Annotated in this window: 24 protein-coding genes and 2 pseudogenes; 21 read left to right on the forward strand and 5 right to left on the reverse strand. The window is 40.6% G+C overall.

The window, feature by feature from the left end; translation table 11 throughout:
- Positions 1 to 106: 106 nt before the first annotated feature.
- Positions 107 to 568 (reverse strand): hypothetical protein, encoded by a 462-nt coding sequence (locus tag ACZ9EE_RS18365; RefSeq protein WP_476029278.1) that lies wholly within the window; start codon positions 566 to 568, stop codon positions 107 to 109.
- Between the two features lie 81 nt (positions 569 to 649).
- On the opposite strand from ACZ9EE_RS18365, the gene ACZ9EE_RS18370 reads away from it, so the two are divergent.
- Complete coding sequence (locus ACZ9EE_RS18370; RefSeq protein ID WP_476029280.1) at positions 650 to 1,531, forward strand: VanW family protein; 882 nt, start codon at positions 650 to 652, stop codon at positions 1,529 to 1,531.
- An 81-nt stretch (positions 1,532 to 1,612) separates the two neighbouring features.
- Positions 1,613 to 2,614 carry a DUF3231 family protein gene (locus ACZ9EE_RS18375; protein WP_476029282.1) on the forward strand — a complete coding sequence of 334 codons (1,002 nt, stop codon included), beginning with the start codon at positions 1,613 to 1,615 and terminating at the stop codon, positions 2,612 to 2,614.
- 69 nt (positions 2,615 to 2,683) lie between these two features.
- On the opposite strand, the gene ACZ9EE_RS18380 is transcribed toward ACZ9EE_RS18375, so the two are convergent.
- Complete coding sequence (locus tag ACZ9EE_RS18380; RefSeq protein ID WP_476029284.1) at positions 2,684 to 3,352, reverse strand: slipin family protein; 669 nt, start codon at positions 3,350 to 3,352, stop codon at positions 2,684 to 2,686.
- 454 nt (positions 3,353 to 3,806) lie between these two features.
- Here ACZ9EE_RS18380 and ACZ9EE_RS18385 point away from each other — a divergent pair, with 454 nt between their 5' ends.
- Positions 3,807 to 4,256 carry a VanZ family protein gene (locus tag ACZ9EE_RS18385; protein WP_476029286.1) on the forward strand — a complete coding sequence of 150 codons (450 nt, stop codon included), beginning with the start codon at positions 3,807 to 3,809 and terminating at the stop codon, positions 4,254 to 4,256.
- 429 nt (positions 4,257 to 4,685) lie between these two features.
- Here ACZ9EE_RS18385 and ACZ9EE_RS18390 read toward each other — a convergent pair whose 3' ends face one another.
- The gene (locus ACZ9EE_RS18390) at positions 4,686 to 5,498 is read right to left on the reverse strand and encodes an alpha/beta fold hydrolase (protein ID WP_476029287.1); all 813 of its coding nucleotides are present in this window, start codon (positions 5,496 to 5,498) and stop codon (positions 4,686 to 4,688) included.
- 232 nt (positions 5,499 to 5,730) lie between these two features.
- Here ACZ9EE_RS18390 and ACZ9EE_RS18395 point away from each other — a divergent pair.
- From ACZ9EE_RS18395 to ACZ9EE_RS18455, 13 genes and pseudogenes are all read left to right on the forward strand, one after another.
- A pseudogene (locus tag ACZ9EE_RS18395) lies at positions 5,731 to 6,673 on the forward strand (AAA family ATPase).
- A complete protein-coding gene (locus ACZ9EE_RS18400) occupies positions 6,670 to 7,866 on the forward strand; it encodes a DUF58 domain-containing protein (RefSeq protein WP_476029289.1) in 1,197 nt (398 codons plus the stop codon). Before ACZ9EE_RS18395 ends, ACZ9EE_RS18400 begins: the two are co-directional and overlap by 4 nt.
- Before the next feature lie 299 nt (positions 7,867 to 8,165).
- The gene (locus ACZ9EE_RS18405; RefSeq protein WP_476029291.1) at positions 8,166 to 9,056 is read left to right on the forward strand and encodes a hypothetical protein; all 891 of its coding nucleotides are present in this window, start codon (positions 8,166 to 8,168) and stop codon (positions 9,054 to 9,056) included.
- 234 nt (positions 9,057 to 9,290) lie between these two features.
- Positions 9,291 to 9,425 (forward strand): hypothetical protein, encoded by a 135-nt coding sequence (locus ACZ9EE_RS18410; RefSeq protein WP_476029293.1) that lies wholly within the window; start codon positions 9,291 to 9,293, stop codon positions 9,423 to 9,425.
- A gap of 250 nt (positions 9,426 to 9,675) precedes the next feature.
- Positions 9,676 to 10,278: pseudogene (locus ACZ9EE_RS18415) on the forward strand (cupin domain-containing protein); the annotation flags it as partial.
- Between the two features lie 9 nt (positions 10,279 to 10,287).
- Positions 10,288 to 10,818: a cupin domain-containing protein gene (locus tag ACZ9EE_RS18420; protein ID WP_476033005.1), complete on the forward strand. Its 531-nt coding sequence runs from the start codon at positions 10,288 to 10,290 to the stop codon at positions 10,816 to 10,818.
- Between the two features lie 25 nt (positions 10,819 to 10,843).
- A complete protein-coding gene (locus ACZ9EE_RS18425; RefSeq protein WP_476029294.1) occupies positions 10,844 to 11,794 on the forward strand; it encodes a glycoside hydrolase domain-containing protein in 951 nt (316 codons plus the stop codon).
- Between the two features lie 572 nt (positions 11,795 to 12,366).
- Positions 12,367 to 12,726, forward strand: a complete 360-nt coding sequence (locus tag ACZ9EE_RS18430) for a hypothetical protein (protein ID WP_476029296.1) — start codon at positions 12,367 to 12,369, stop codon at positions 12,724 to 12,726.
- A gap of 201 nt (positions 12,727 to 12,927) precedes the next feature.
- The gene (locus tag ACZ9EE_RS18435) at positions 12,928 to 13,269 is read left to right on the forward strand and encodes a hypothetical protein (protein WP_476029298.1); all 342 of its coding nucleotides are present in this window, start codon (positions 12,928 to 12,930) and stop codon (positions 13,267 to 13,269) included.
- Positions 13,270 to 13,324: 55 nt separating this feature from the next.
- Positions 13,325 to 14,206 carry an FAD:protein FMN transferase gene (locus tag ACZ9EE_RS18440; protein WP_476029300.1) on the forward strand — a complete coding sequence of 294 codons (882 nt, stop codon included), beginning with the start codon at positions 13,325 to 13,327 and terminating at the stop codon, positions 14,204 to 14,206.
- 1 nt (position 14,207) lies between these two features.
- Positions 14,208 to 14,744, forward strand: coding sequence for a ferric reductase-like transmembrane domain-containing protein (locus ACZ9EE_RS18445; RefSeq protein ID WP_476029302.1), 537 nt, complete (start codon positions 14,208 to 14,210; stop codon positions 14,742 to 14,744).
- 549 nt (positions 14,745 to 15,293) lie between these two features.
- Positions 15,294 to 16,490, forward strand: a complete 1,197-nt coding sequence (locus ACZ9EE_RS18450; protein ID WP_476033006.1) for a class I SAM-dependent rRNA methyltransferase — start codon at positions 15,294 to 15,296, stop codon at positions 16,488 to 16,490.
- A gap of 23 nt (positions 16,491 to 16,513) precedes the next feature.
- The gene (locus ACZ9EE_RS18455; protein ID WP_476029304.1) at positions 16,514 to 16,705 is read left to right on the forward strand and encodes a hypothetical protein; all 192 of its coding nucleotides are present in this window, start codon (positions 16,514 to 16,516) and stop codon (positions 16,703 to 16,705) included.
- A gap of 59 nt (positions 16,706 to 16,764) precedes the next feature.
- Here ACZ9EE_RS18455 and ACZ9EE_RS18460 read toward each other — a convergent pair whose 3' ends face one another.
- The gene (locus tag ACZ9EE_RS18460; RefSeq protein ID WP_476029306.1) at positions 16,765 to 17,868 is read right to left on the reverse strand and encodes a 5-methyltetrahydropteroyltriglutamate--homocysteine S-methyltransferase; all 1,104 of its coding nucleotides are present in this window, start codon (positions 17,866 to 17,868) and stop codon (positions 16,765 to 16,767) included.
- 233 nt (positions 17,869 to 18,101) lie between these two features.
- Here ACZ9EE_RS18460 and ACZ9EE_RS18465 point away from each other — a divergent pair, with 233 nt between their 5' ends.
- The 3 genes from ACZ9EE_RS18465 to ACZ9EE_RS18475 all read left to right on the forward strand — a co-directional run bounded on the left by ACZ9EE_RS18465 (position 18,102) and on the right by ACZ9EE_RS18475 (position 20,615).
- Positions 18,102 to 19,064, forward strand: coding sequence for a bile acid:sodium symporter family protein (locus tag ACZ9EE_RS18465; RefSeq protein WP_476029308.1), 963 nt, complete (start codon positions 18,102 to 18,104; stop codon positions 19,062 to 19,064).
- Between the two features lie 146 nt (positions 19,065 to 19,210).
- Complete coding sequence (locus ACZ9EE_RS18470; RefSeq protein ID WP_476029310.1) at positions 19,211 to 19,636, forward strand: CBS domain-containing protein; 426 nt, start codon at positions 19,211 to 19,213, stop codon at positions 19,634 to 19,636.
- 214 nt (positions 19,637 to 19,850) lie between these two features.
- Complete coding sequence (locus tag ACZ9EE_RS18475) at positions 19,851 to 20,615, forward strand: sulfite exporter TauE/SafE family protein (protein ID WP_476029312.1); 765 nt, start codon at positions 19,851 to 19,853, stop codon at positions 20,613 to 20,615.
- A gap of 110 nt (positions 20,616 to 20,725) precedes the next feature.
- Here ACZ9EE_RS18475 and ACZ9EE_RS18480 read toward each other — a convergent pair whose 3' ends face one another.
- Positions 20,726 to 21,103 carry a cupredoxin domain-containing protein gene (locus tag ACZ9EE_RS18480; RefSeq protein WP_476029314.1) on the reverse strand — a complete coding sequence of 126 codons (378 nt, stop codon included), beginning with the start codon at positions 21,101 to 21,103 and terminating at the stop codon, positions 20,726 to 20,728.
- 226 nt (positions 21,104 to 21,329) lie between these two features.
- Between ACZ9EE_RS18480 and ACZ9EE_RS18485 the strand changes: the two genes are divergently transcribed.
- Entirely contained in the window at positions 21,330 to 21,725 is a 396-nt protein-coding gene (locus tag ACZ9EE_RS18485) for a hypothetical protein (protein WP_476029316.1), read from the forward strand.
- A 1-nt stretch (position 21,726) separates the two neighbouring features.
- Positions 21,727 to 22,404 carry a PspA/IM30 family protein gene (locus tag ACZ9EE_RS18490; RefSeq protein ID WP_476029318.1) on the forward strand — a complete coding sequence of 226 codons (678 nt, stop codon included), beginning with the start codon at positions 21,727 to 21,729 and terminating at the stop codon, positions 22,402 to 22,404.
- The last annotated feature ends 21 nt before the right edge of the window (positions 22,405 to 22,425 follow it).

Raw genomic sequence — 22,425 nt, forward strand, 5'->3', positions numbered from 1 at the left:
AATTAGAATGACAAATTCTCCATACCAACATACCATAATCTTTATCGCTTACAACTTTTTTATAATGGCGGGGACTGATTCAAGGTTTGAACAAATATTGATTTCATTAATACTTAACAAATGTTGTAATTCCATAATGGGTCAAATAATTTCGATGACTCAGTTCATCTAACCATTTTTTTGAATGTAATTGATACAAACCATAACTGTCTTGGTAAGTGAAACTTCCTACATTTACTTCAATCGGCTCGGGATGTGCTTCCATCCTTTGTTTGTATTCCTTAAAGGCATGTTGGTTGGGCACGTGATATATTTCCAACACATCTCCCACTTCCATATACTTTTCAATGTAGGCTAAAAATAAACGGTTTCCAACTCCATTTGCTTCATAAATATAAGGCAAAGAAAATAATCCATCCACTTCTTTTACCCAATATTCATCTACTTCCTGCACAGAGAAAAAGATAGCATCTTCCTCACGTTCAAAAAACGTCCGATTATTGTATTCTTCGATTTCATCGGGTATGATAAACGGTTTTAATGAAGCTAAGAATGTTATTTGTGTCATTAATATTTCCTTTCTTGGCTTACACTGATTTACATGAAATCGACCATTTTACTCATAATAAAGGTAGGGAGGTTTCAGTGCATGAACTTTACTTGGTTACTTGGGCTTGTCATGTTAACGCAGCAAGTTAATATGCCAGGCGAATTATTAATCACGAACAATGGGCACCCTATCTCAGTTGCTAATCGTACTAACTTTTCGACCATTATGCCGGAATTACCTATTATTAATCCGGAAAAGTTAAAAACCTTTATGGACCAATTGGACAAACAAGTGTCCTCCGTGCCTAGAAATGCCATTATAGATCACAATGGAACGATTATACCAGAGCAGGTTGGGTACCGTTTAAACCGGGATCTTTTCACGGAAAAGGTTCTTTCTTATTATTTTAATAATGGATCAGCTGAAATGGAAGTCCCTTTACAAGTGGTTTCCCCTAAGGTCGATAGTGAGTTACTTGGAAATATTCGGATTGAAAAAATCGGACAATACGTAACCTACTTTAATACCAGTAATAAAAAAAGAAATCATAATATTTATCTTGCCGCAAAATCGATTAATAACCATGTTCTCTTTCCAGGTGAAACCTTTTCCTTTAATCAAGTCGTGGGGGAAAGAACAGCAAGGAAAGGATATGTGCCGGCTACTGTGATTGTTAAAGGGGAATATTCAGAAGACTTTGGCGGTGGCATTTGTCAGGTTTCATCGACCCTTTTTAATGCCATCGATAATGCAGGGTTAAAAGTGATTCATCGCTACTCACACAGCAAAGAGGTCTCATACGTTCCTCCAAAGCGCGATGCCACGGTTAGCTGGAATGGACCTGATTTAATTTTTAAAAATGAATACAACCAACCAATCCTCATTCAAGCAAAAATGTTACGCGGCAAGCTGAAAGTGGAGATATATTCTTCCGATGTCATAACCTATAAGCCCAAAAAAGTTCCCTATCTTTCTTATTAACATAAGCACGGGGACGGTTCTTTTGCTTCCAAATGGGAAGCAAAAGAACCGTCCCCATGCTCCTCAGGAGGGGGTATCATAATGACTTTGAATGGAATTCCGATTACTTCATCAGAATTAGCGAATTTGTGGATGGCTTATCAAGAAAAGACGATGATCATGAGAATCTTAGAGCATTTTATTGAGCATGCTGATAATGAAGAAAAACAACTATTACAAACTCATTATGATGGTGCTACGAAAACCATAGAGATCATTAAGGAGATTTTCACACAAGAAGGGGCAGTCATTCCTCGTGGTTTTACAGAAGAAGATGTTCATAAAGGTGTTCCCAAGTTATTTGATTACCTGTACGATATCATGTATTTGCATATGATGACTAAAGTGGAAATGAGCTTATATTCCCTTTTTTGTGGCATGTCCTATCGAAAAGATATTAATGATCTATTTATCCATTTAACAGCAGAAGCGCAAGTGATGAACGGCCAATCGACTCAATTCCTTCTAGAAAAAGGGGTTTTGGAACGTCCGCCTTTTGTATCAATGCCTAAAGAGGTGCATTTTGTACAGGATACACATTATAGGAGTGGTTTCAGTTTGTTAAGTGAGCCAAGATCCCTTAATACGATTGAAGTTTCTCTTATCCATCATGCGATTGAAACAAACCTTATCGGAATGCAGTTAATGATTGGTTTTGCCCAAGTGGCTGCTAATGAGGAAGTGCAAGGCTATCTTGCCAAGGGGATGAAGTTGTCAAAAAAGATTGAAAGCGATCTAGGTGAATTTCTACGCGGAAGTTTTATTGAGCCGCCAGCTACACATGCAGGAAAAGCAACCGCGTCAAAAATCGCCCCATTTTCTGATAAATTGATGATGTATAACTCCAGTTTATTAACTTCATTTGGGCTAGGGAGTAATGCTTTAGGCGGTGCATTTAGTTTACGTAATGACTTGCCGACAAAAATGGCTTTTCTCGCAAAAGACATTTTCACCTTTGCCCATGAAGGAGGCAGAATCATGATCAAAAACGGCTGGATGGAAGAACCTCCACAGATTGAGGACCGGAATGAACTCACGAAATAACAGCGGGCGGAGCATGGGGACGGTTCTTTTGCTTCCGGAATGGAAGCAAAAGAACCGTCCCTATGCTCACTACCCATTTGTTTTCTTTTTGCTACTATTTAGAACGTCAATAATAAACGTGTTTCCCTGTGAGGCTTCAATCGTTTGAATTAATCGAAGGTGTGCTAATTCAGGGTTGTTTTCCAACATCTTTGCGGTATTGGCTAAGCTTCTTAATGTCGCCGCTTCGCCGCGGGCCTTTTCTAATAACGAAAGGGCCTCTTTTTTTGCTTTAAGCACCTCTGAATAAACCTTCTTTAATTCTGCTGAAAACATGATGTCCTTCAAATCAACTGAATGAATCGAAAACCCTATTAAAGATTTATCCTCCAACAGTAAATTTCTGACATCATCGTTTATTTTTTGACGACTTTTTAATAACTCATCCATTTCGATTGAGGATATGACTTCTCGTAGTTTAAATTGTACCGTCATATATAAATAGTCCTGGAAGTTTTGATACTCTGAAATCAGTGCTTGGGGGTCGAGAATCTGATATTTGACTGCTAAACTAATTTTCACAGTAACATTGTCAGCCGTTAATAATTCTTGCCCGTTTATTTGTAGAATGGCTGGCCTCATATCAAAAATCTCTAAACGGATGGTTGAAGTAAGGTAGGTATATTTTCCTGGTCCTACTATCTCCTTAAACATTCCCTTGTGAAACTTAATTCCACGTTCATATTGAAAAATGGTCATCGTTCTAACAAGCCTTTTGAATAAAATGAATAATTAGAAAATTAAGATAATTACAAACGCAATAATCATAATATCGAACATTTAATCACCTTCTCTCTTAGAGTTTTTGAATCCACCCAGCGGATTGGATTAGCCAATGGAGGTCCTACCTGCAAAATTGGCCAACACATATATACCGTGGGTGGATCCACTTTTGGGGTTCGAACCCAAGATGCACTGGCTCCAAAAGGACACCAGTATCCAACAAGGAGAACGCAGATCAGCGACACCTTTTAAAGATTTTAAAAGATGGCTTTACACTACTCCAATTATGATTATAGCACAGGAAGCATGGGGACGGTTCTTATGCTTCCAGAATGGAAGCAAGAGAACCGTCCCCATGCTTCTCTTGTCCTCTATACTAGCTAGGTAGTACTATAGTAGTTATTGATAGGAACGGAGGAAGATGACATAGATGAAAAGAAGAAAATGGTGGATCCTTGCGGCGATCCTGTGGATGGCAGTGATTTTTATGTTTACACAGGTTCCTTATTCTACTGGAAAAAACACGTCCGATACTCTCCAAAAACTACTTGTGACCTTACATATAAGCGGAGTAGACCATGCGGTAGTTGAGCAGCTAAACTTTTTCGTACGGAAACTGACCCACATCACGGTATTCGGCTTCCTTGCCTTCTTATTTTTTAAGTCCCTTGAAGTCTACCGATTCGCGTATATTTTTTCATGGATTCTAACGGTTCTTTATGCGATGACGGATGAATATCATCAATCCTTTATGCCGGGCAGGACAGCTTCGATAAAGGATGTCTTTTTATTTGACTCTGTCGGGGCCTTTCTCGTCCTGCTAGTCACATTTTTGATTAGTAGAAAAATAGGGAAGAAGACGAGGTCAAGGGTAGGGTAGCCGACTTCATTTTCATAAGTAGCTGGGGAGTGTTTTTTAAAGAGATATAGTTAATCCCTTTCTAAAGCCAATGACCTGCTATTGCAGGCGTTGGCTTTTTTTATAGATTTCAGTTTTCGACATTTCTTTCAGGCCTTTTTAGAGAAAGAGTCAATACTGGTGCGGATTTGTTCATTTTTAATCAAATGTTTGATTAAAGGGGAAGGATTGGGAAAAAGGGAGAATGCTGTACCTCCAAACGAAAGCAAAAGAATTTTCCGGGAAATTGAAGTTTTTTCTGAAAAAAATCCTAACTGTATTCGACAATATTTTTAACTAGATTGTTCTAGAATATCAAGTGTGAAGTACACCTGAACGTTTCTAACCAAACGTTTGGTTAATAAACCATAGTGGAAACATAGTCGAAACTATGTCGTCAAAAAGCCCATTTTATCCAATAAAATGGGCTAGTTCTCGATTCAACTTATCCCGCTCATCGTAAAATAATCCGTGGCCGCTGTTTTGGAAGGGGACAAGCTTGGAGTTCTTTATTCCGTTTCTTTGTGCTTCGGCCAAGGGAAAGTGACAAACTTGATCATGGACACCATGAAGAATAAGAGTAGGAACTTGAATTTGTGCTAAATCGTAAAACAGTTTTTCTTCATATAACCAAGTGTTTGCTATGGCAGCCGTTGCCCAGCCTGCGGCTTGAAGCCCTAACTGGAAAAACCAATCAGAGAATGCCTGCGTTACATGCTGGAAGAAAAACATGTCTCCAAACCCACGCAGCATGTTTGGCCGGTCCTTATCGGTTTCTTTAATAATCGTCAGTACTTCTTCCTTTTTAAGACCGTACGGGAAATAGGGACGTTGAATCAAACTCGGAGCTGCTGCCGCAAGCAGTGCGAGCTTGGAAACCCCAAAGCCGCCATGGCGGGCCATATATCTAATTGCAATCGCTCCCCCGGTGGAGTGTCCCGCTAGCGTGATATTTTGTAAATTCAGTACCTCGATTACGGCTCTGACATCATCAGCCAGCCGGTCATAGTCGTACCCTCCCCACGGTTTATCTGACTTTCCGAACCCTCTTTGATCCCAGCCGATACAACGATAGCCCATCTTTGGCAGTTGGTTAAACTGATATTCAAACAATTGATGGTTCCCCGGCCAGCCATGAAGGAACAAGATCGCCTTGCCGCTCCCTAGATTAACGTCTTCTACATAAAGGGACACGCTGTCCTCGACCTGAATATAGTAGCCCATACGGATTCCTCCATAAGTTGAGTCTTCTTCTAGACTATATTCTTGGGCAGGAAGTAAATGAACCAAAACGAGGCCAGCCAATTTTTTAACTTTTCATTTCACTGTAAATATTGTTACTATATTTTTACAACTATGCAAAACTTTTCATCAGACATCAACGTCTAATCATAAAACAAGAAGCGGTTGAACTTTGTCGGTAGCAAAAAATGGGGGAGATTTTTGAGTGGATTTCATGGAACGAGTAGAAGGGATCAAACGAGAGATAAGCAAAGTGATGGTTGGAAAGGATCTAGAGGTCGAATTAATGACCATTTCGCTGCTATATAACGGGCATATTTTACTTGAGAGCGTCCCGGGAACAGGTAAGACGATGTTGGCCAAAAGCTTCGCTGCAACGATTGGCGGTAACTTTTCCCGGATCCAATTCACGCCGGATGTTCTTCCGAGTGATGTCACAGGGATACAATTTTTTAATCCGAAAAGTCAAGAGTTTGAATTGCGGCCTGGACCGATTCTAGCCAATATCGTGCTAGCTGACGAAATTAACCGGGCGACTCCTCGAACACAGTCGAGCTTGTTAGAGGTCATGGAGGAACGACAAGTAACAATTGATGGCATAACCGTTCCGTTGGAAGAGCCTTTCATGGTCATTGCCACGCAAAACCCGGTCGAGTCGCAGCAAGGAACTTTTTCACTCCCTGTCGCCCAGATGGACCGTTTTTTTTATCAAAATAAATGTTGATTACCCCGGATACGACGATGAAAAGAGAATCATGCAAATTCAGCGTGGAGATAAAAGCAAGACCTCGATTGATCAGGTCTTATCGATTGCTGAAATCGAACAGTTAAAGGCCCAGCTCTCGACGATCCACATATCGAGTGAAATGGAAGATTACCTTCTTTCGATCGTGCGCGCGACGAGAAATCATCAGGATATCGAATTAGGGGTCAGCCCCAGAGGGACAATCGCCCTGATGAGAGCCGCACAGGGGAAAGCCTTCTTAACCGGGTGCACCTATGTCACGCCTGATGATGTTAAACTGGTTGCACCTTATGTTCTGATGCATCGTATTTTCCTAACGGTTGAAGGGTCGTTAACGAAATCTCCTGACAATATAATAGAAGAAATTCTTAAATCTGTCCCTGTTCCCGTTGAAGCAGGTGCGCAGGGATGAGTTGGAGCAGGTATGCAATCGAAGAGGGGAGAATCCAAGGCACGAGTATTGTTGCAATCCTCTTATTTTTTGTGAGCCTTTATATGCATTCAAGGTTAGTGATGTTCCTATCGATTTTTTTCTTACTGATCGTTTTCGCTAATCATTACTATTTAAAAAGGGTCGGCGAACGGTTTTACTATGAAAATATTCATGAAAAACAACATCATTTTATAGATGGGGCAGGTCAGTGGACGTTACGTTTCAGAAATGAAGGATTGCCGATTTTAAAAGCTGAAATAAGGATCTATTTTGATCCTTTTGTCAGGCCAGTAGGAGAGGAGCTTGAATCCAGCCATTCCTTCCAGGAGCTTTCGGTTCCTTTTTCGTTATACACCAATCAAAACAGTCAATTGGTCATTCCATTTACGGCAAAAAAGCGCGGAATCGCTAAAATTCGTAAACTGGAAATACATATTCCCGGCCTGCTTGGCTTTGGAAAAATGGTTCTTGAATCCAAACATCATTTGAAACAAGAGGTGGTCGTGTATCCGAATCCCGCACCTGTTAAGGGATTGACGGAAAAAATGTCGAACCTGCAGGGTACGAGTGTCGTTTCCCATTCTATCCATGAGGACCGTCTTAGCAATATAGGAACAAGAGACTATGTTTCATCTGATAGTTTCAATCGGATTCACTGGAAAGCCAGTGCTAGAAAACAAGTACTTCAAACTAAAATATATGAGAACATCGCTGAAACAAGCTGGAATGTATCCCTGTACATTTTAAATGGTCACTCGATAGCGGGCAATCTGGAAGAGTTACTGAGCTGTATAACAGAGTTTGCCTATTACGCTTTTAAACAGCAGATCCCTTATTCGCTTTGTATAAACGTTCGGGCGATGGGGGGCATTCCTTTTCTCTGTCTGCCAAAGGGAGAAGGAAAGGAGCAGCTGCAAAAAGCTTTAGAAATGCTAGCTTCTATTAATACCGATAGTTTAAGTTTGCCTTATGCGTCGATGCTGTCCTTTTATCAGCGGCATTTTTCGGGCCAGCCATTTTTTCTGCATGCTGGAATTCGGACTGCAAAAGACAATGAGATGCTTGTATATGAGTCAAGGAAAGGAACCCGGATGTGGGAATTGAAAATGGAGAACGATATGAACATTCTCAGTGAATTAGAACTCCAGTATGAAAGGAGGCTTCATCATTGATCAGCCGGGTGGGAGCGGTCACTTATTTTTTCTGTTTAGAGGTATTCACGGGCTTTCTGATTCTGTTTTTATTTTTTATCCGCCAAAAAGAATTACCTCCGGTTTTTAGCTTGTTTGGTTTATGCGTGGTGGGGATCGTTCTTTTTACTATTTTAGTAACAACGTTTCACGATAGGGGCAAATGGCTTTTCTTGCTAACCTATACGCCCGTACTGTTTGTGGCTGGTCGCCTTATAGGATTGTCTCTTTACCTGGAATTCATTGTGTTGGTTTTCGTTTTTTGTCGGGGATTTGTGTTAGTGAATCAAACCTCGGAATCCTCCGGTTTCGATTACTCCCTCCTGTTATCGTATCTGATTGGTTTCGTTACGATTATTTATTCTGCCATGAGTCACTATCCGTATCATCTTTATATTATCTATCTCATGGTTTTTCAAACGGTCTTCATGGTGACGGGCAGTTTTATTAGAAAATGGCATTCGATACCAAAGGATAAGGCGAAGTTTGCCTTTTATTATTTGCGGGTTATTGGAATGTTGATTGGTGCAGGTGCCGTGGTAACGATTCTTTTAAAATATGTAAAGGCCGTCCTTGTTTACATAGCAACGTTTTTTGTGATGATTTTATCTTATTTGTCAGGACCGTTGTTTCACTTCTTCCAATATCTGGTCAGCCTATTTGGGGAAGAAACGATTAAACCGCCTTCAGCAGCAGAATGGAGGATGAAGGGCAAGGGAACGTATGAGGAAGCAGGCGGGGGTCCGTCCGATTTGTGGTTCTATTTCTTGGTTGTTTGTATCGGTGTTGTGTTGTTTCTTTGTATAAGGATGATAAGAAGAATGAGGCTTTCTCGTATGAGCACCAATCCTTCAGCGGAATTCCATCTGGTAGTCGGTGAGTCTGCACTTTCCTCGCGGTTATCGCTTTTCCGTAAAAAAGAGAAAAGACCCAGCGATTTAATTAGAAGGGAGATCTTCGAGTTTGAGAAATATGCACAGAAAATGGACGCAGGCCGTCATCCCTTTGAAACGGTGGAGGAGTGGTGGAAAAGGGCAGGGCTAAACGGTGCTACTCAGGCAATTCACATCTACGAAAAAGTGCGATATGGCAATCAAAACTATTCCCATGAGGAACTAAATCAACTAAAACATGAACTGCACAAATTAAAACTTCAATTGAAAGAGCGGTGAGGGTTGGGAGCACGGGGACGGTTCTCATGCTTCCGAAGCATGAGAACCGTCCCCATGCTCCTTTCTCTGAAAAATAAAGAAAAACGGCGAAAAAATGAGGAAATACTAGAAAATATACGCTTACAAGGAAAATGTTCCTGCTTTTTTGGTGAATGTTTCCGTTTTCCAAGACTTTGTCAAATGAGCCCCTTTTGAACGATAATAAGGATATAAATTTTGGAAGGTGGTAATCAAATGATCAAGAAAATGGAAAAATTTATGAGTACTTACGGAAAATACATGGCAGCTACAGCATTAACTTTAAAACCGATGAGTAAAGAAGAAATACAGATTGTGGCAGATTTGTTTAGAAACGACTCTCAAAGATAAGGTTGAGAATCGTTTTTTTTTTGCTTCTTTTTAAGTCCTTTTATCGGTATCATCCCCTTTTGATCACCCCTTTCCATTTCTTCATATATGTACTAGACCCTTTCCTCCGTATTTGCATAAATAAACCTTTCATGTTCCAATATTACAGGCATTTTAACCAATCACACTTTCCTGTTTGGCATATTCATAGATTACGGGTTTTCAGGAAAAACAGCCTTTTTACCTGTATCTTAGGCAGGAGGTTTAATAGATGAAAAAAGACCAAACTAGTAACACAAAATCATCTAGTGGGAAAACGACAACGAACGGCGCCAATCTTTTTTTCGATACACGGAAAAGTGTGTTCTTTAAGCGGAATGCTGAGAATATTATCTTCCAGGTTACCTCATCACAATTACCCGTGTTGAGGAATATTAGCTTAGATAATATTTTTCTTAGCAGGGGGCACATTTTGGAACCACATTGGCATCCAAATGCTGCTGAGCTCGATTATGTGGTTAGTGGTGAAGCGATCATCTCTGTACTTGATCCATTCACCCCGCAATTGCTTACTTATCGTGTAAAACCAGGAGATGTTGTTTTTATTCCGATTAACTGGTGGCATTGGATCATCTCCATTACCGAGGAAGCACATGTGGTTGCGATATACGACACAAAAAAGCGTCAAAACACCTTCGGCTCCGATGTCCTTCGAAAAACTCCACCAGAGGTTTTTCAATTGGCATATGGTGTAAATGCGGAAAAGTTAGCCAAAGTATTGGCGCCAATTACTGAGACCGTCGTAATCGGACCGAAAAATAGTGCTCCAATGAGTGATATGATTAGGGAAATGTTTTTACCTATGAATGGACAAAGGGAAGGAATGCGGTGGGGATCCAGGACTTCGCCAGAACTATTTTTTGATGTCAGTGATAATGTCGGCTTTGAGCGAAATCCGCAAAACGTTCTTTACGAAGTTACCTCCGCGCAAATACCAGAGATGCAGGATTTGGCTTTAGGGGATCTTTTCCTAAGCCGGGAACATATTCGCGAGCCACACTGGCATCCCAATGCCGACGAACTTGATTTTATTATCTCTGGAGAAGTCATAATTTCGATTTTGAATCCGTCAACCTTAGAACTGCAGACCTATCATGTTAAACCAGGTCAGGTCACCTTCCTGCCAAAAGGATGGTGGCACTGGATTACTTGTGTTACCGAGGAGGCCCATCTGCTAGTAGCCTTTAACGATGGCCAAATCCAATCAATTGAAGGCTCCGACGTGCTAAGATTAACACCACCAGATGTATTTGGGCTCGCCTATGATGTAAATCCTCGGAAATTAGCCAAAGTATTATCCCCGATTGATGAGACAGTCGTCATTGGACCACCTGACCCTGAGGGTGGAAGCTAGGGGACGGTTCTCATGCTTCCGAAGCATGAGAACCGTCCCCATGATTATGGAGGTGATCCTTATTAGGAACTTAAACGGGGTTGACTGTGCAACAAAACTCAATCGTTCGTTAGCTGAGGGTCTTAAATCGAAGGGTATTCAGTACGTTGGACGTTATCTTGGAGATAGCTGGAAGTCGATGAATAAAAGGGAAGCGGATGACATCCTCGATTCTGGGTTGCGGCTGGTGAGTATATGGGAAACCAATCCGACTAACGCCGCTTATTTTACAAAGGCCCAGGGGCGTTCAGATGCACAGGAAGCATCACGCTACGCTAAGGCGCTTGTACAGACAGAAGGAAGTGCGATTTACTTTGCTGTTGATTATGATGCCAGGCCAGCTGATATGGACAAGATATTAACCTATTTTGCAGGTGTTCGTCATGGCATTGACCAAAGCTTTAAAGTGGGAGTCTATGGCTCCTATGCTGTACTTAACATGCTTTATGATCGTAAGGCAGTGGATTTTTATTGGCAGACTACTTCTTGGTCCCGTGGCCATGTAGCAGATTTTCATGATATTCTTCAATACCAGCATAATCTAACATTAGCAGGTATCCAAGTTGATTATAATGAATTCGCTAATCGTGCTGGATCCTGGAGCAGAGGTGTTTCCCAACCCGAAAGTTTTCCTCCATCTGCCTATACGGTTCAACCCGGCGATACCTTAAGCAAAATTGCTGCGAGATTTGGCGCAACGGTGGATGACTTAGTGAAGTTAAATAGCATTGAAAATCCTAACCTTATCTATGTTGGACAAATTTTGAAGTTAACTGATAATCATTCGCCAGGGCCTGTGTATTATACGATAAAATCTGGCGATACATTGTCTCAAATCGGATTCGTTTTTGTAATACCTGTCGCGCAGCTGCAAACTTGGAATGGAATTACTGACCCGAATGTTATTAGAGCTGGTCAAAGGATACGTGTGAAATAATCCTGCGGCTAAGTCATTTGATTGTTCCGGTTCCTTTAAAGGACAGCTCTCGACAACTCTTTCAAGCCATTTTTGGAAGAAATTCAGTAATGGTGCGGTTTAGTTCGGTTTTTAATTAAACGTTTGTTTAGAGTGGAATCATCGCGAAAAGATGAGATTGATGGAAGTGCAAACGAAAACAAGAGAATTTTCCGGGAAATTGAATTTTTTTCTGCAAAAATTACGAACCATTATCGACTAAATTTTTGACCAGTTTACTGGTGAAAGTCATTTACAACGTGAATTTTTGCATTTTTAACCAAACGTTTGATTAAGATTGCATATAGAAAATAAAGTCGAAATCAGGCCGTTTAGACAAGATGAAATAGCCCATTTTATCCAATAAAATGGGCTATTTCTCTTTTTCACTTTTTCATAGTAATTAATAAGTATTCACATAATTGTCAACAGTAAAGGAAAGTAGGTATGTTAAAATTTAGTAAAATAGAAGCCACTTTCATTTCATATATGGAGGGTTAACAATTAAGCAGTTTGCCTCTTTAGTGTGGAGATAATACATAGGAGTGATTTTAGTGAAAACAGTTGAAGCCTTAGATTGGCTAAAAAGTAACCATAATCCATCCGCCTTTGCTTCAAACAGATTCGGTGAAACGGTTCATGCCATCCAATTCATTGAAAAACTATATGAACTTGGAGCAGCCAAGGTAAGTGTGATCGGTATTCTAGATGAACCAGAGCGTATTGAGGATGAAGGGGGACCATATGCTGCGTCCTTAATCGTAGAGTTACCACAAGACAAAGGAAGACGAAATAAGATTATCGAATTTTATAAACAGGAAATGGAAGAGCAAGGGATTGGTGAAGGGGAGGGCATACTAGAGTGGAATGAAAGCAAGATGAAGGAAGGTATACTGGGTTTTGGATGGGACTAATCTTCTACAAAGGATTATTTTTAAAATATTATCATCAATTTATAAAAGGCCAATTTCTACTATTTTGTAGGAATTGGTCTTTTTTACTATGAAGATGTTCTTTTCAATTTCTGGAATTTATTAAGGTTTAGTTAAGGTTGCCGATTCATAATACAGACATGGACATAAACAAAGCATTTAAAACTGAAAGGAGTCCTACCAATGAAAAAACAGAAATTTACCTCTTGGGGAGTGAGTTTTGCAAGTCTTGCTCTCGTTGCCGGAATGATGTCATATATGGGAATAAAAAAAGATACAAAAACCAACACAACCACAGTGGCGACAACACAAAATACAACACAATCATCTCAAAGCAATAATAACCAAGATTCATCAATCACCTATGATATCCCTAGTCAATCTACTGATGCTAATACATCAACTGATACGAATACATCTACAGACACAAGTGGAACTGGGCAGTCAGATGATCAATCTGTTTCACAAGACAATTCGTTTCCAAGTCAACATGGAGGCTTTGATACGACAACCGGTGGAACCTGATGAAGTGTAAGTATTATCTCACTTCAATCATTGAAACCACTACAGGAGGAACTTAATGATGAATAAGTATAGTTTCAATTCCATGAGCACACTGGTCCAAATATCGATCAATCAAGAACTATTTGCCAATGACCTCATGCCCGTATATAAATTATTTGCATCTGTCGAAGACACGTGCAGCCGGTTTAAAGAAGATAGTGAGCTATCCCGGTTAAATCAACAGCTGGAAAAAGAAGTAGAGGTATCGGACCAATTATTTAGCATTTTAAAAGAAGCACTTCAATTTTACGAAGAAACAAATGGAGTTTTTAATCCTGGTATTTTGTCAGCGATCGAAAACAGCGGCTATACAAAATCAATTGAGTTAATCAGAGGTCGGGAGTTGGCGGCTCCCTCGCCAACAGCCCCCGTGTTTACAAAAATAAGACCTTATCAATTAGACGAAAATAGACAAACGGTGCTTCTTCATACTCGAATCGATTTAGGGGGTATTGCAAAGGGCTGGGTGGTTGACCAGGCAGCTGAGGCCTTATCCCAGCATGGATTTGGGTTTGTTAATGTCGGCGGAGATATTCGGATTTTTGGAAGTCTGCCCCGGCCATTAAATATTGGCATTGAAGATCCCTTTTATTCAGCCAAAATGCTCTCTTCCATCCAAGTATCGGATGGGGCCATCGCTACTTCCACGTCGATGAAAAGAAGATGGAAGGTGAATGGTACAAGCAAGCATCACCTGATTGATGCTACAACAGGCGAACCATCTGCGAGTACGATTATCTCTTCTACTGTAACGGCACCAACGGCTGTAGAAGCGGATGTATTAGCAAAAGTGGTCCTTTTATTGGGAGAAGAACGCGGGAAGGCTTTGCTTTCTGTCAAAAAGAAGCCAGCGGTTATGATTAATGAAGCAAAAGAAATCTGGAGAGGTGGCGAATAAAATGGAGTCTTTAGAATGGTACGCAATCCGGGCAACTGGGGTTGTGGCATATCTATTATTATATTTGGCGGCATTAAGTGGACTTTATTCTGCGGTACAGAAGAAACGGAAAAAGAAAGTGAATAATCTCCTTCATTTTCATGAGGTAGTCTCCGACTGGTCACTAATTATGACGGCCGGCCACTTAGGAATTTTATTAATTGATGCTTTCATGAAATTTAGTTGGTCTGATATACTGATTCCGTTCAGCGGCAGCTATGAAACGATTTCGATGGGATTAGGATCGATTGGTTTTTATTTCTTAATTGTAACGATTGTCACATCGAAATTCCGTAAGAAGATTGGTTACCAAAGGTGGCAGAAGCTGCATGCGCTTAATCCGATTCTGTATATTCTAGTAACAGCACACGGGTTAATGAGTGGTACGGACTTCCAAGGAACGGTTTTGGCTGTTGTTAACATCGTACCAGTTGTTCTTATGCTCGGAATGTTTCCGTCTGATAAGAAGAAGTTAACGGAAGGGAAAAGTGCAATTTAGGAATGGGTTGGAGGTTTCTCCAAGCCATTTTTTTATGCTGTTTTTAGGTTGAGTGATTGTTTTTAAGAAGAGCAGTTTCACTTTGGACACGGTGCTAAGAATAAGGGTGGTCTTGGAGTATCTGTTTATGAATGCAAAACTTATCACCTATCATCACGGCCGGAGTTTTGGCTGGTCATGCTTGGTTTGGCTATTTCTGTTCATTGGACTACGCCTCCACCATACACGGCCGCTATGGGCATGGGTCCTATGCTTCATATGTACTGCGTTCTTAATCCTATACTTTCACATTCCGGTTACGAAGTATAAATAAAGGAAGCATGGGGACGGTTCTTCTGCTCCGGAATCAATCCGGAAGCAAGAGAACCGTCCCCGTGCTTCTCCTCGTCGGACCACCAAGAACGGTTAGTCCAAACTTAATCGTTTAAACGTCCTGATTATGAATTATAATAATGGTAGGGTTGGAAGCATAGGGACGGTTCTTCTGCTTCAAAGAAGCAAGAGAACCGTCCCCATGCTTCTCCAAAAAATTTTTGATTGGATGACGAGATGACAAATGATGTTAGTTTTACGGTAAAGGGCAAGTTTGTTAATAAGTATAAAGGCGGTTATCCGCTCATATCAAGGGAAGCCATTGTTAATTTGGACGAAGGTACTGAGGAAGGAACGATTGTCCGTCTTGTTGATGAAAGGAATAAGTTCATCGCGAAAGGCTATTTTGGCAAACAAAACAAAGGGTATGGGTGGGTTCTTAGTCGAAACGAGAATGAACAAATCGATCAAAGGTTTTTTGTGAATAAATTGAGAGAGGCGCTCAATTATAGAAAGCCGTTTTTTAATAGACCGGATACCAACGCCTTCCGAGTCGTCAATGGCGAGGGCGATGGTTTAGGCGGGTTAACGATCGAGTATTTTGATGGCTATTATTTAATCACCTGGTATAGCAAAGGAATCTACCGCTTTCGGGAATATATTATACAAGCTCTAAAAGAATTAACTACGTATAAAGCCATTTATCAAAAGAAAAGATTTGATGTCAGCGGGAAATATATTGAAGAAGATGATTTCGTAGCGGGAGAAAGAGGTACCTTCCCGATTATCGTAAAAGAAAATGGGGTAAACTTCGCGGTTTACTTAAATGAAAGTGCGATGGTTGGTGTATTTTTAGATCAAAGAGATGTTAGAAAAAGAATCCGCGATGTTTATGCGGAAGGAAAAAGCGTCTTGAACACCTTTTCCTACACAGGAGCGTTCTCTGTATGTGCTGCCTTAGGAGACGCAGCTAAAACAACAAGTGTGGATTTAGCTAATAGAAGCTTACCTAAGACGATTGAGCAGTTTAGAGTGAACGGGCTCGATGATGACGCACAGGAGATCATAGTAGAAGACGTATTCCATTACTTTAAGTATGCCGTAAAAAAGCAGCTATTGTTTGATATGGTTATCCTGGATCCCCCAAGCTTTGCGAGGTCTAAGAAGATGGTATTCAGCGCGGAAAAGGATTATAAGAATCTTTTAAAGGAAGCTATTTCCATTACAGAAGATAAGGGGATAATCGTAGCGTCCACCAATGCTAGTTCGTTTAATATGACTAAGTTCAAAAGTTTTATTGATCAGGCTTTTAAAGAAACAAACAGGAAATACCAGCTAGTGGAGGAATTTTCCCTTCCGCAGGATTTTAAAACAATAGAAGAATTTCCAGAGGGCAATTATCTTAAGGTTGTTTTTATCAAGAAGTTGAAATAGAAACAAAAGGAGTAACACGGATCATGAAGTTTATCAAATCTCAAATGAAGCAGCTCATCAAAGACAATAAAGAATTGCAAACGCGCTTAAAAGAGTTAATGGAAGAACACAAGCTTGAGAAAAACTTTGCCCTCAAGGCTTTGTACCATGCAGAGGTAGCCGAAGGCGGAAAGTATCAACTAGCATACCAAGCACTTGACATACCCAAAGGGTGAGCATGGGGACGGTTCTTTTGCTTCCGAAAAGGAAGCAAGAGAACCGTCCCTATGCTTATTTATTTCCAGACATCATTGGCAATCGAGATAACATGTTTAACTTTATCCCATTGCTGTTCTTCAGTAAGAAGGTTTCCTTCTTCGGTAGAAGAGAAGCCGCACTGTGGGCTTAAGCATAGTTGGTCTAAATCAACGTATTTAGCTGCTTCGGCAATTCTTGCTTTGATTAGTTCTGGGTCTTCTAAATCGCCAAACTTAGAAGTAATCAGTCCTAGAACGATTTGTAAATCCTTGCGGTTCACGTGTTGAAGCGGAGCAAAGCCGCCAGAGCGCTCATCATCAAATTCTAAGAATAAGCCATCCACCTTTAATTCGCCAAAGATATATTCGGATGCATTGTCATAACCGCCGCTTGCCGTATAAGTAGACTTAAAGTTTCCGCGGCAGATATGCATCGTGATCACCATGTCTTCCGGTTTGCCCTCAATCGATTCATTGATTGCCCGTGTGAAAATTTTAATCAACTCTTCAGGAGTGTAGCCTTTAGCTGTGATTTGCTCTTGGCCTTTTTCTGAGAAGAAAACAGCCCATGACGTATCATCTAGTTGCAGATAGCGGCAGCCTGCGTCATAAAATGCTTGAATCGCTTTTTGGTAAGCTTTTATTAGATCATCAAAGAATTCATCTTTGTTTGAATAAGCAGCTTCCTCAATAATTCCTCTAAAAAACAGCATGTTTGGACTAGGAATTGTGAATTTCGCTGTGTGGTCACCTGCAATGTTGTGCAGGAATTTATAGTCTTCGATAAATGGATGCTGACCAAAGTCTAGTTTGCCCGTTACTTTTACTCCGTGAGCTCTCGTTTGAACACCATTAAATTGAATTCCAGCGTCGGTTTCAAAAAACTCAACGCCCTCTAGTCCCGCTAGGAAGTCAAAGTGCCACCAAGCCCGGCGCAATTCTCCATCTGTTACGGCCTTAAGGCCAACTTCTTTTTGTTTTTCTACTAATTTAATGATTTCTTCATCTTCAATCGCACGAAGCTGTTCCGCGGTGATTTCTCCGTTTTCTTTTTGAAGACGCGCTTGCTTAAGTCGCTCTGGGCGTAAAAAACTTCCGACATGATCTGCTTTGAAGGGTGCTCTCGTAAGTGTCTGTGTCATTTCTCTGCTCCTTTTAAAAAATATAATTTTAATTATATAGAAAATTTTCGAAAAATGCATAGAAGAAATATCTACTAATATTTCCTTTCCTGCCAATTGCTATTAATTGTGCCACGCTTATAAAAGGGGAAATATTATTTATAAGAAAATATTGATTTTTTAAAATATTTATTCTACTATATTAAAAAAGACTAATTACTTAGGAAAACGAAGGAAATATAGGGGGTACTGTTATGGGAGTCATCGAGAAAATCAGCGGCTTTGCTGGGAAAACCTTTACGTTATGGGTGTTGATCTTTGCCGTTGTTGCTTTTAATTTTCCAGCTCACTTTGTGTGGCTGGGAGGCTATATTGTTCCACTATTAGGGATTGTTATGTTCGGCATGGGTCTGACACTGGAGTTATCAGATTTTAAAGAGGTATTTAGAAGGCCGAAAGAAGTGGCGCTTGGGGTCATCGGGCACTTTATCATTATGCCGCTGCTGGCTTTTATATTGGCAGTTGGGCTCCATTTGCCAAAGGAAGTGGCTGTAGGTGTTATTTTAGTAGGATGCTGCCCAAGCGGGACAGCTTCGAATGTTATGGTGTTTTTAGCAAGAGGAAATGTGGCACTTGCTGTTTCCATCGCCTCAGTTTCTACGATTCTTGCACCAATTGTTACACCATTGCTGATTCTTCTATTTGCAAGTAAGTGGGTTGATGTTAGTGTGGCATCATTATTCCTTTCGATTGTACAGGTTGTCATTGTCCCATTGGCGCTTGGGTTTATTATCAAAAAGTTGTTTGGAAAACAAGCAAAAGCCGGTGCAAAAGCGATGCCGCTTGTTTCCGTTATTGCGATTGTGTTAATTGTATCGGCTGTCGTAGCAGGCAGTGCAGCCAAGATTGCCGAAACTGGATTGCTTATTTTTGGAGTAGTCATCCTTCATAATCTATTAGGATTCTTGATTGGCTTTTTCTTTGCCCGTATATGCGGAATGGATCTGGCGAAACAAAAGGCTGTCGCGATGGAAGTCGGCATGCAGAATTCTGGCCTGGGAGTTGCGATCGCAACCGCTCATTTCTCACCTTTAGCCGCTGTACCAAGTGCGATTTTCAGTGTGTGGCATAATTTATCTGGCTCCGTTCTAGCGAATATTTTCAGCCGTATGAAAGAGAAAAATCAAAATGGGGATAGTATCAAGCGCGTAGTCTAATTTTGAAAAGCCATCCAGCTTAGTTGGGTGGTTTTTTTGTGGAATGAATGTATTCAAATGATCCTGTGATTTGATTTTTAATTCATGTTTAATAATAAAATCGGGCGGGTATCAATCAAATAAGAAGTAATAAAGGAGGCATTAAAATGAATGTTGCTGATGTTATGACAACCGATATTGATTGCTGTACTCCTGAAAGTACTTGTAAAGAAGTAGCAGTAAAAATGAAAGAACTGGATGTCGGTGTCATTCCAATTTGTGAAAACGAAAAATTAGTGGGAATCATTACCGACCGAGATTTAGTGATAAGAGGATTAGCAAACGACCTTTCGGATGCATCGACTGTTTCTGAATTATTAACAAATATGGTGGTAAAAGGCACCAAAGACATGTCAATTGAGGAAGCGGCAAAAATAATGTCACATGAACAAATTCGCCGGCTTCCCATCGTCGAAAATGAAAAATTGATTGGAATGGTCTCTCTTGGTGATTTAGCTGTAAATAATCAGTCGAGTGACGAGGCAGGAGAAGCCCTTAAAGAAATATCGGATCCTGCTGAGCCTAATAAATAATTTAATTAACTAGTTTCATATAGCGGGCAAAATGGCTGCTTTTGATCGGCCTTTTTGCACTAAGAAATCCGGTCAACATTGGGCCGGATTTTTTATTTTTAGAATGTCTAAGAAACTTTCAGAATTCAGTAAGAAGTTTGTTATTTACAAGATTACTATAATTATATATAATCCTATATAAATACTTGGAATTGAGATAGGGCGTGCGATAGATATGAGTATAGGGATTGCGTTGATGGGCCTCTTGGTTGGCTTTTTAGTAGGAATGACAGGCGTGGGAGGAGCAGCACTGCTAACACCCGTGCTTATTTTAATAGGGGTTAATCCATCGATTGCCGTTGGAACAGACCTTGTTTATAATTCAATCACGAAACTATTCGGTGTTGTTCAACACTGGAGACAAAAAACAGTGAATGTGCAAATGGTTAAGTATCTCGCCATGGGAAGTATCCCGAGTGCGGTTATCGCGATAGCGGCCCTTCATTTCTTCGAAGCCTCTTATCATAATCAGGAACAGATCATTCGGCACGCCCTTGGATATGTATTGGTATTTGTCTCGATTGCGATTATTATCAAAACGTTCATGGAGAAGCGGTTACGGCCTAATCGCTGGCAGACGAAACCCTTGAGCGAAAAAAAGGGCTTAACGATTTTAATTGGCTGCGTGTTTGGATTTATTGTCGGACTGACTTCATTAGGTTCAGGTTCTTTATTCGCGGTCGCGATGATTTATCTCTATAAAATGAAGACATCAGAGATGGTTGGTACCGATATTACTCATGCGTTTCTACTTGTTACCGTAGCAGGAATGCTTCATATTAGTTATGGCAATGTTAACTATATGCTTGTGGGTAATCTATTAATGGGGTCTATTCCTGGAGTACTAATAGGCAGTACGATTTCCGCAAAGGTTCCGACGAGACCGCTAAGGGCCGTGGTGGCGGTATTGATTTTTGTGAGTGGGTTAAAACTAATTTAATGAAAAGTCTTATTATTCTATATGAAAAAAGAAACTCGCCTAAGTATTTGGCGAGTTTCTTTTTTATGTTCAATAAGTTTAAAAAAGCAAGGCCCGATTGGCCCTGCTAGTTATTTAACGATTACTTGTCCAACCATTCCTTCTTGAAAATGGTACCGGCAGATCAGTTCATATGTACCGGGCTTGTCCGCTTTCACGGTAATGGCTTTTTCTTGTCCCGGCTGGACTTCGGCGTCAATTCTGAGCTTTTCGACGGTGAAGGTGTGCTCTTTCCTACCTGTGTTTTTCAATCTCAACGTTGTCGTTCTTCCACTCGGAATCGTGATGACCTTTGGATTAAAGAAATCATCGTTCAACTGGACCTCAATTGGTTTCCCTGACTCAATAGGCTGTGTTATGGCGTCAGATTCAGCAAAAACACTGAGTGAGCCTGGGGCTGTCACAACCAAAATCATCGCAAGCAAAACGACCCATTTTTTCAAAGACATTCGTAAACCCTCCTTTCCTAAGACTATTTTCTTCCAATTCGTAAAATATTATCACGATTAATTGGGTTAATGGAAAATCACGTAGAATCGCTCCCATTACGCAGAATCCTCATCTTGTTTTGTAGAGTGTCTCATCTTTTTAAAAATAAATTTCTCTTTTCACCAAGTTTTCACCATTCCCGTCTAAAATTCATTACATCAGGTAACGAAAGGAGGCAAAAATGAGATGAATACAAAAGTGAAAAAAGGAATTTTTTGGGGAGTCATCGTTGCATCAACTGTCATGATCATCAACGTACTCCACTTTCTTCTAGGAGGAAGCAGCACTTTTGCTAGAGGTCCAGGAGGACATGGTGAAATGGGAGGACGCGGCGGATTTGCGGGCCGCCACATGATAAATGGCCCGCACCATGGCAGCGGGTTCCCTTGGCTTTTCCTTATTATTGGACTAGCTGTCCTCGTCCTACTAGTAAGATGGCTTAGAAAGAAGTCGAAAGCGTCTTCGATGCAACAGTTTATTGATACCTCTCTTGCAGGTTCGCATATACCAGTCACAAACCAAAATGCTAACGTTTTGGATCAATGGGAAAAAAATATTTTAACTAAAAAGGAGAATGAATAAAATGGGTATTTTTAAAAGATTAAAAACAATAACAATGGCGGAACTTAACGGATTGCTAGATGGGATTGAGGATCCAATTGCGATGTTGAATGAGTATTCTCGTGAAATGGAACAAGAAATTGTCAAAGGTCAGAATGCATTAGCTCGACAAATTTTTGTCGAGAAAAAACAGCAAGCACTCATTTCTGAAACGAAATCATTGGTGGACAAGCGCACACGTCAAGCGAAACTGGCACTAGAGCAAGGTGACGAGGCAATGGCAAAACTAGCTGTTCAAGAAAAGCTCAGCAAAGAAAACCAGCTGCAGCTATACGTAGAACAATTAGCGTCAATTAAAGGACAAACTCAAATCCTTGTTGAAAAATTGGACGAGCTCAAGGAAACATATAACCAAATGCAGCAAAAGAAAATCTTGTTAGCTTCCCGTGCCAATGTGGCTCAGTCGATGAAGCAAATTCAGAAAGTGACGGTATCCTTCAATACCGATGATATTGCAAGGGGAGTGAACCGGGCCGAAGAAAAGATTCTTATGATGGAAGCAGAAGTACAGGCAGGCAGTCAATTTGCGACTCCGTTAGCTGCGTTTGATGCCGCATACGGAAATTTTGTAAGCGATGAAGAGCTAAATAAGGAAATTGAAAAGTTAAAAAGCGAAAAGGAAAAAGTGGCCGCATTATAATTCAGGATGAGAAGCACCACC

Source organism: Bacillus sp. URHA0034 (assembly GCF_056280405.1).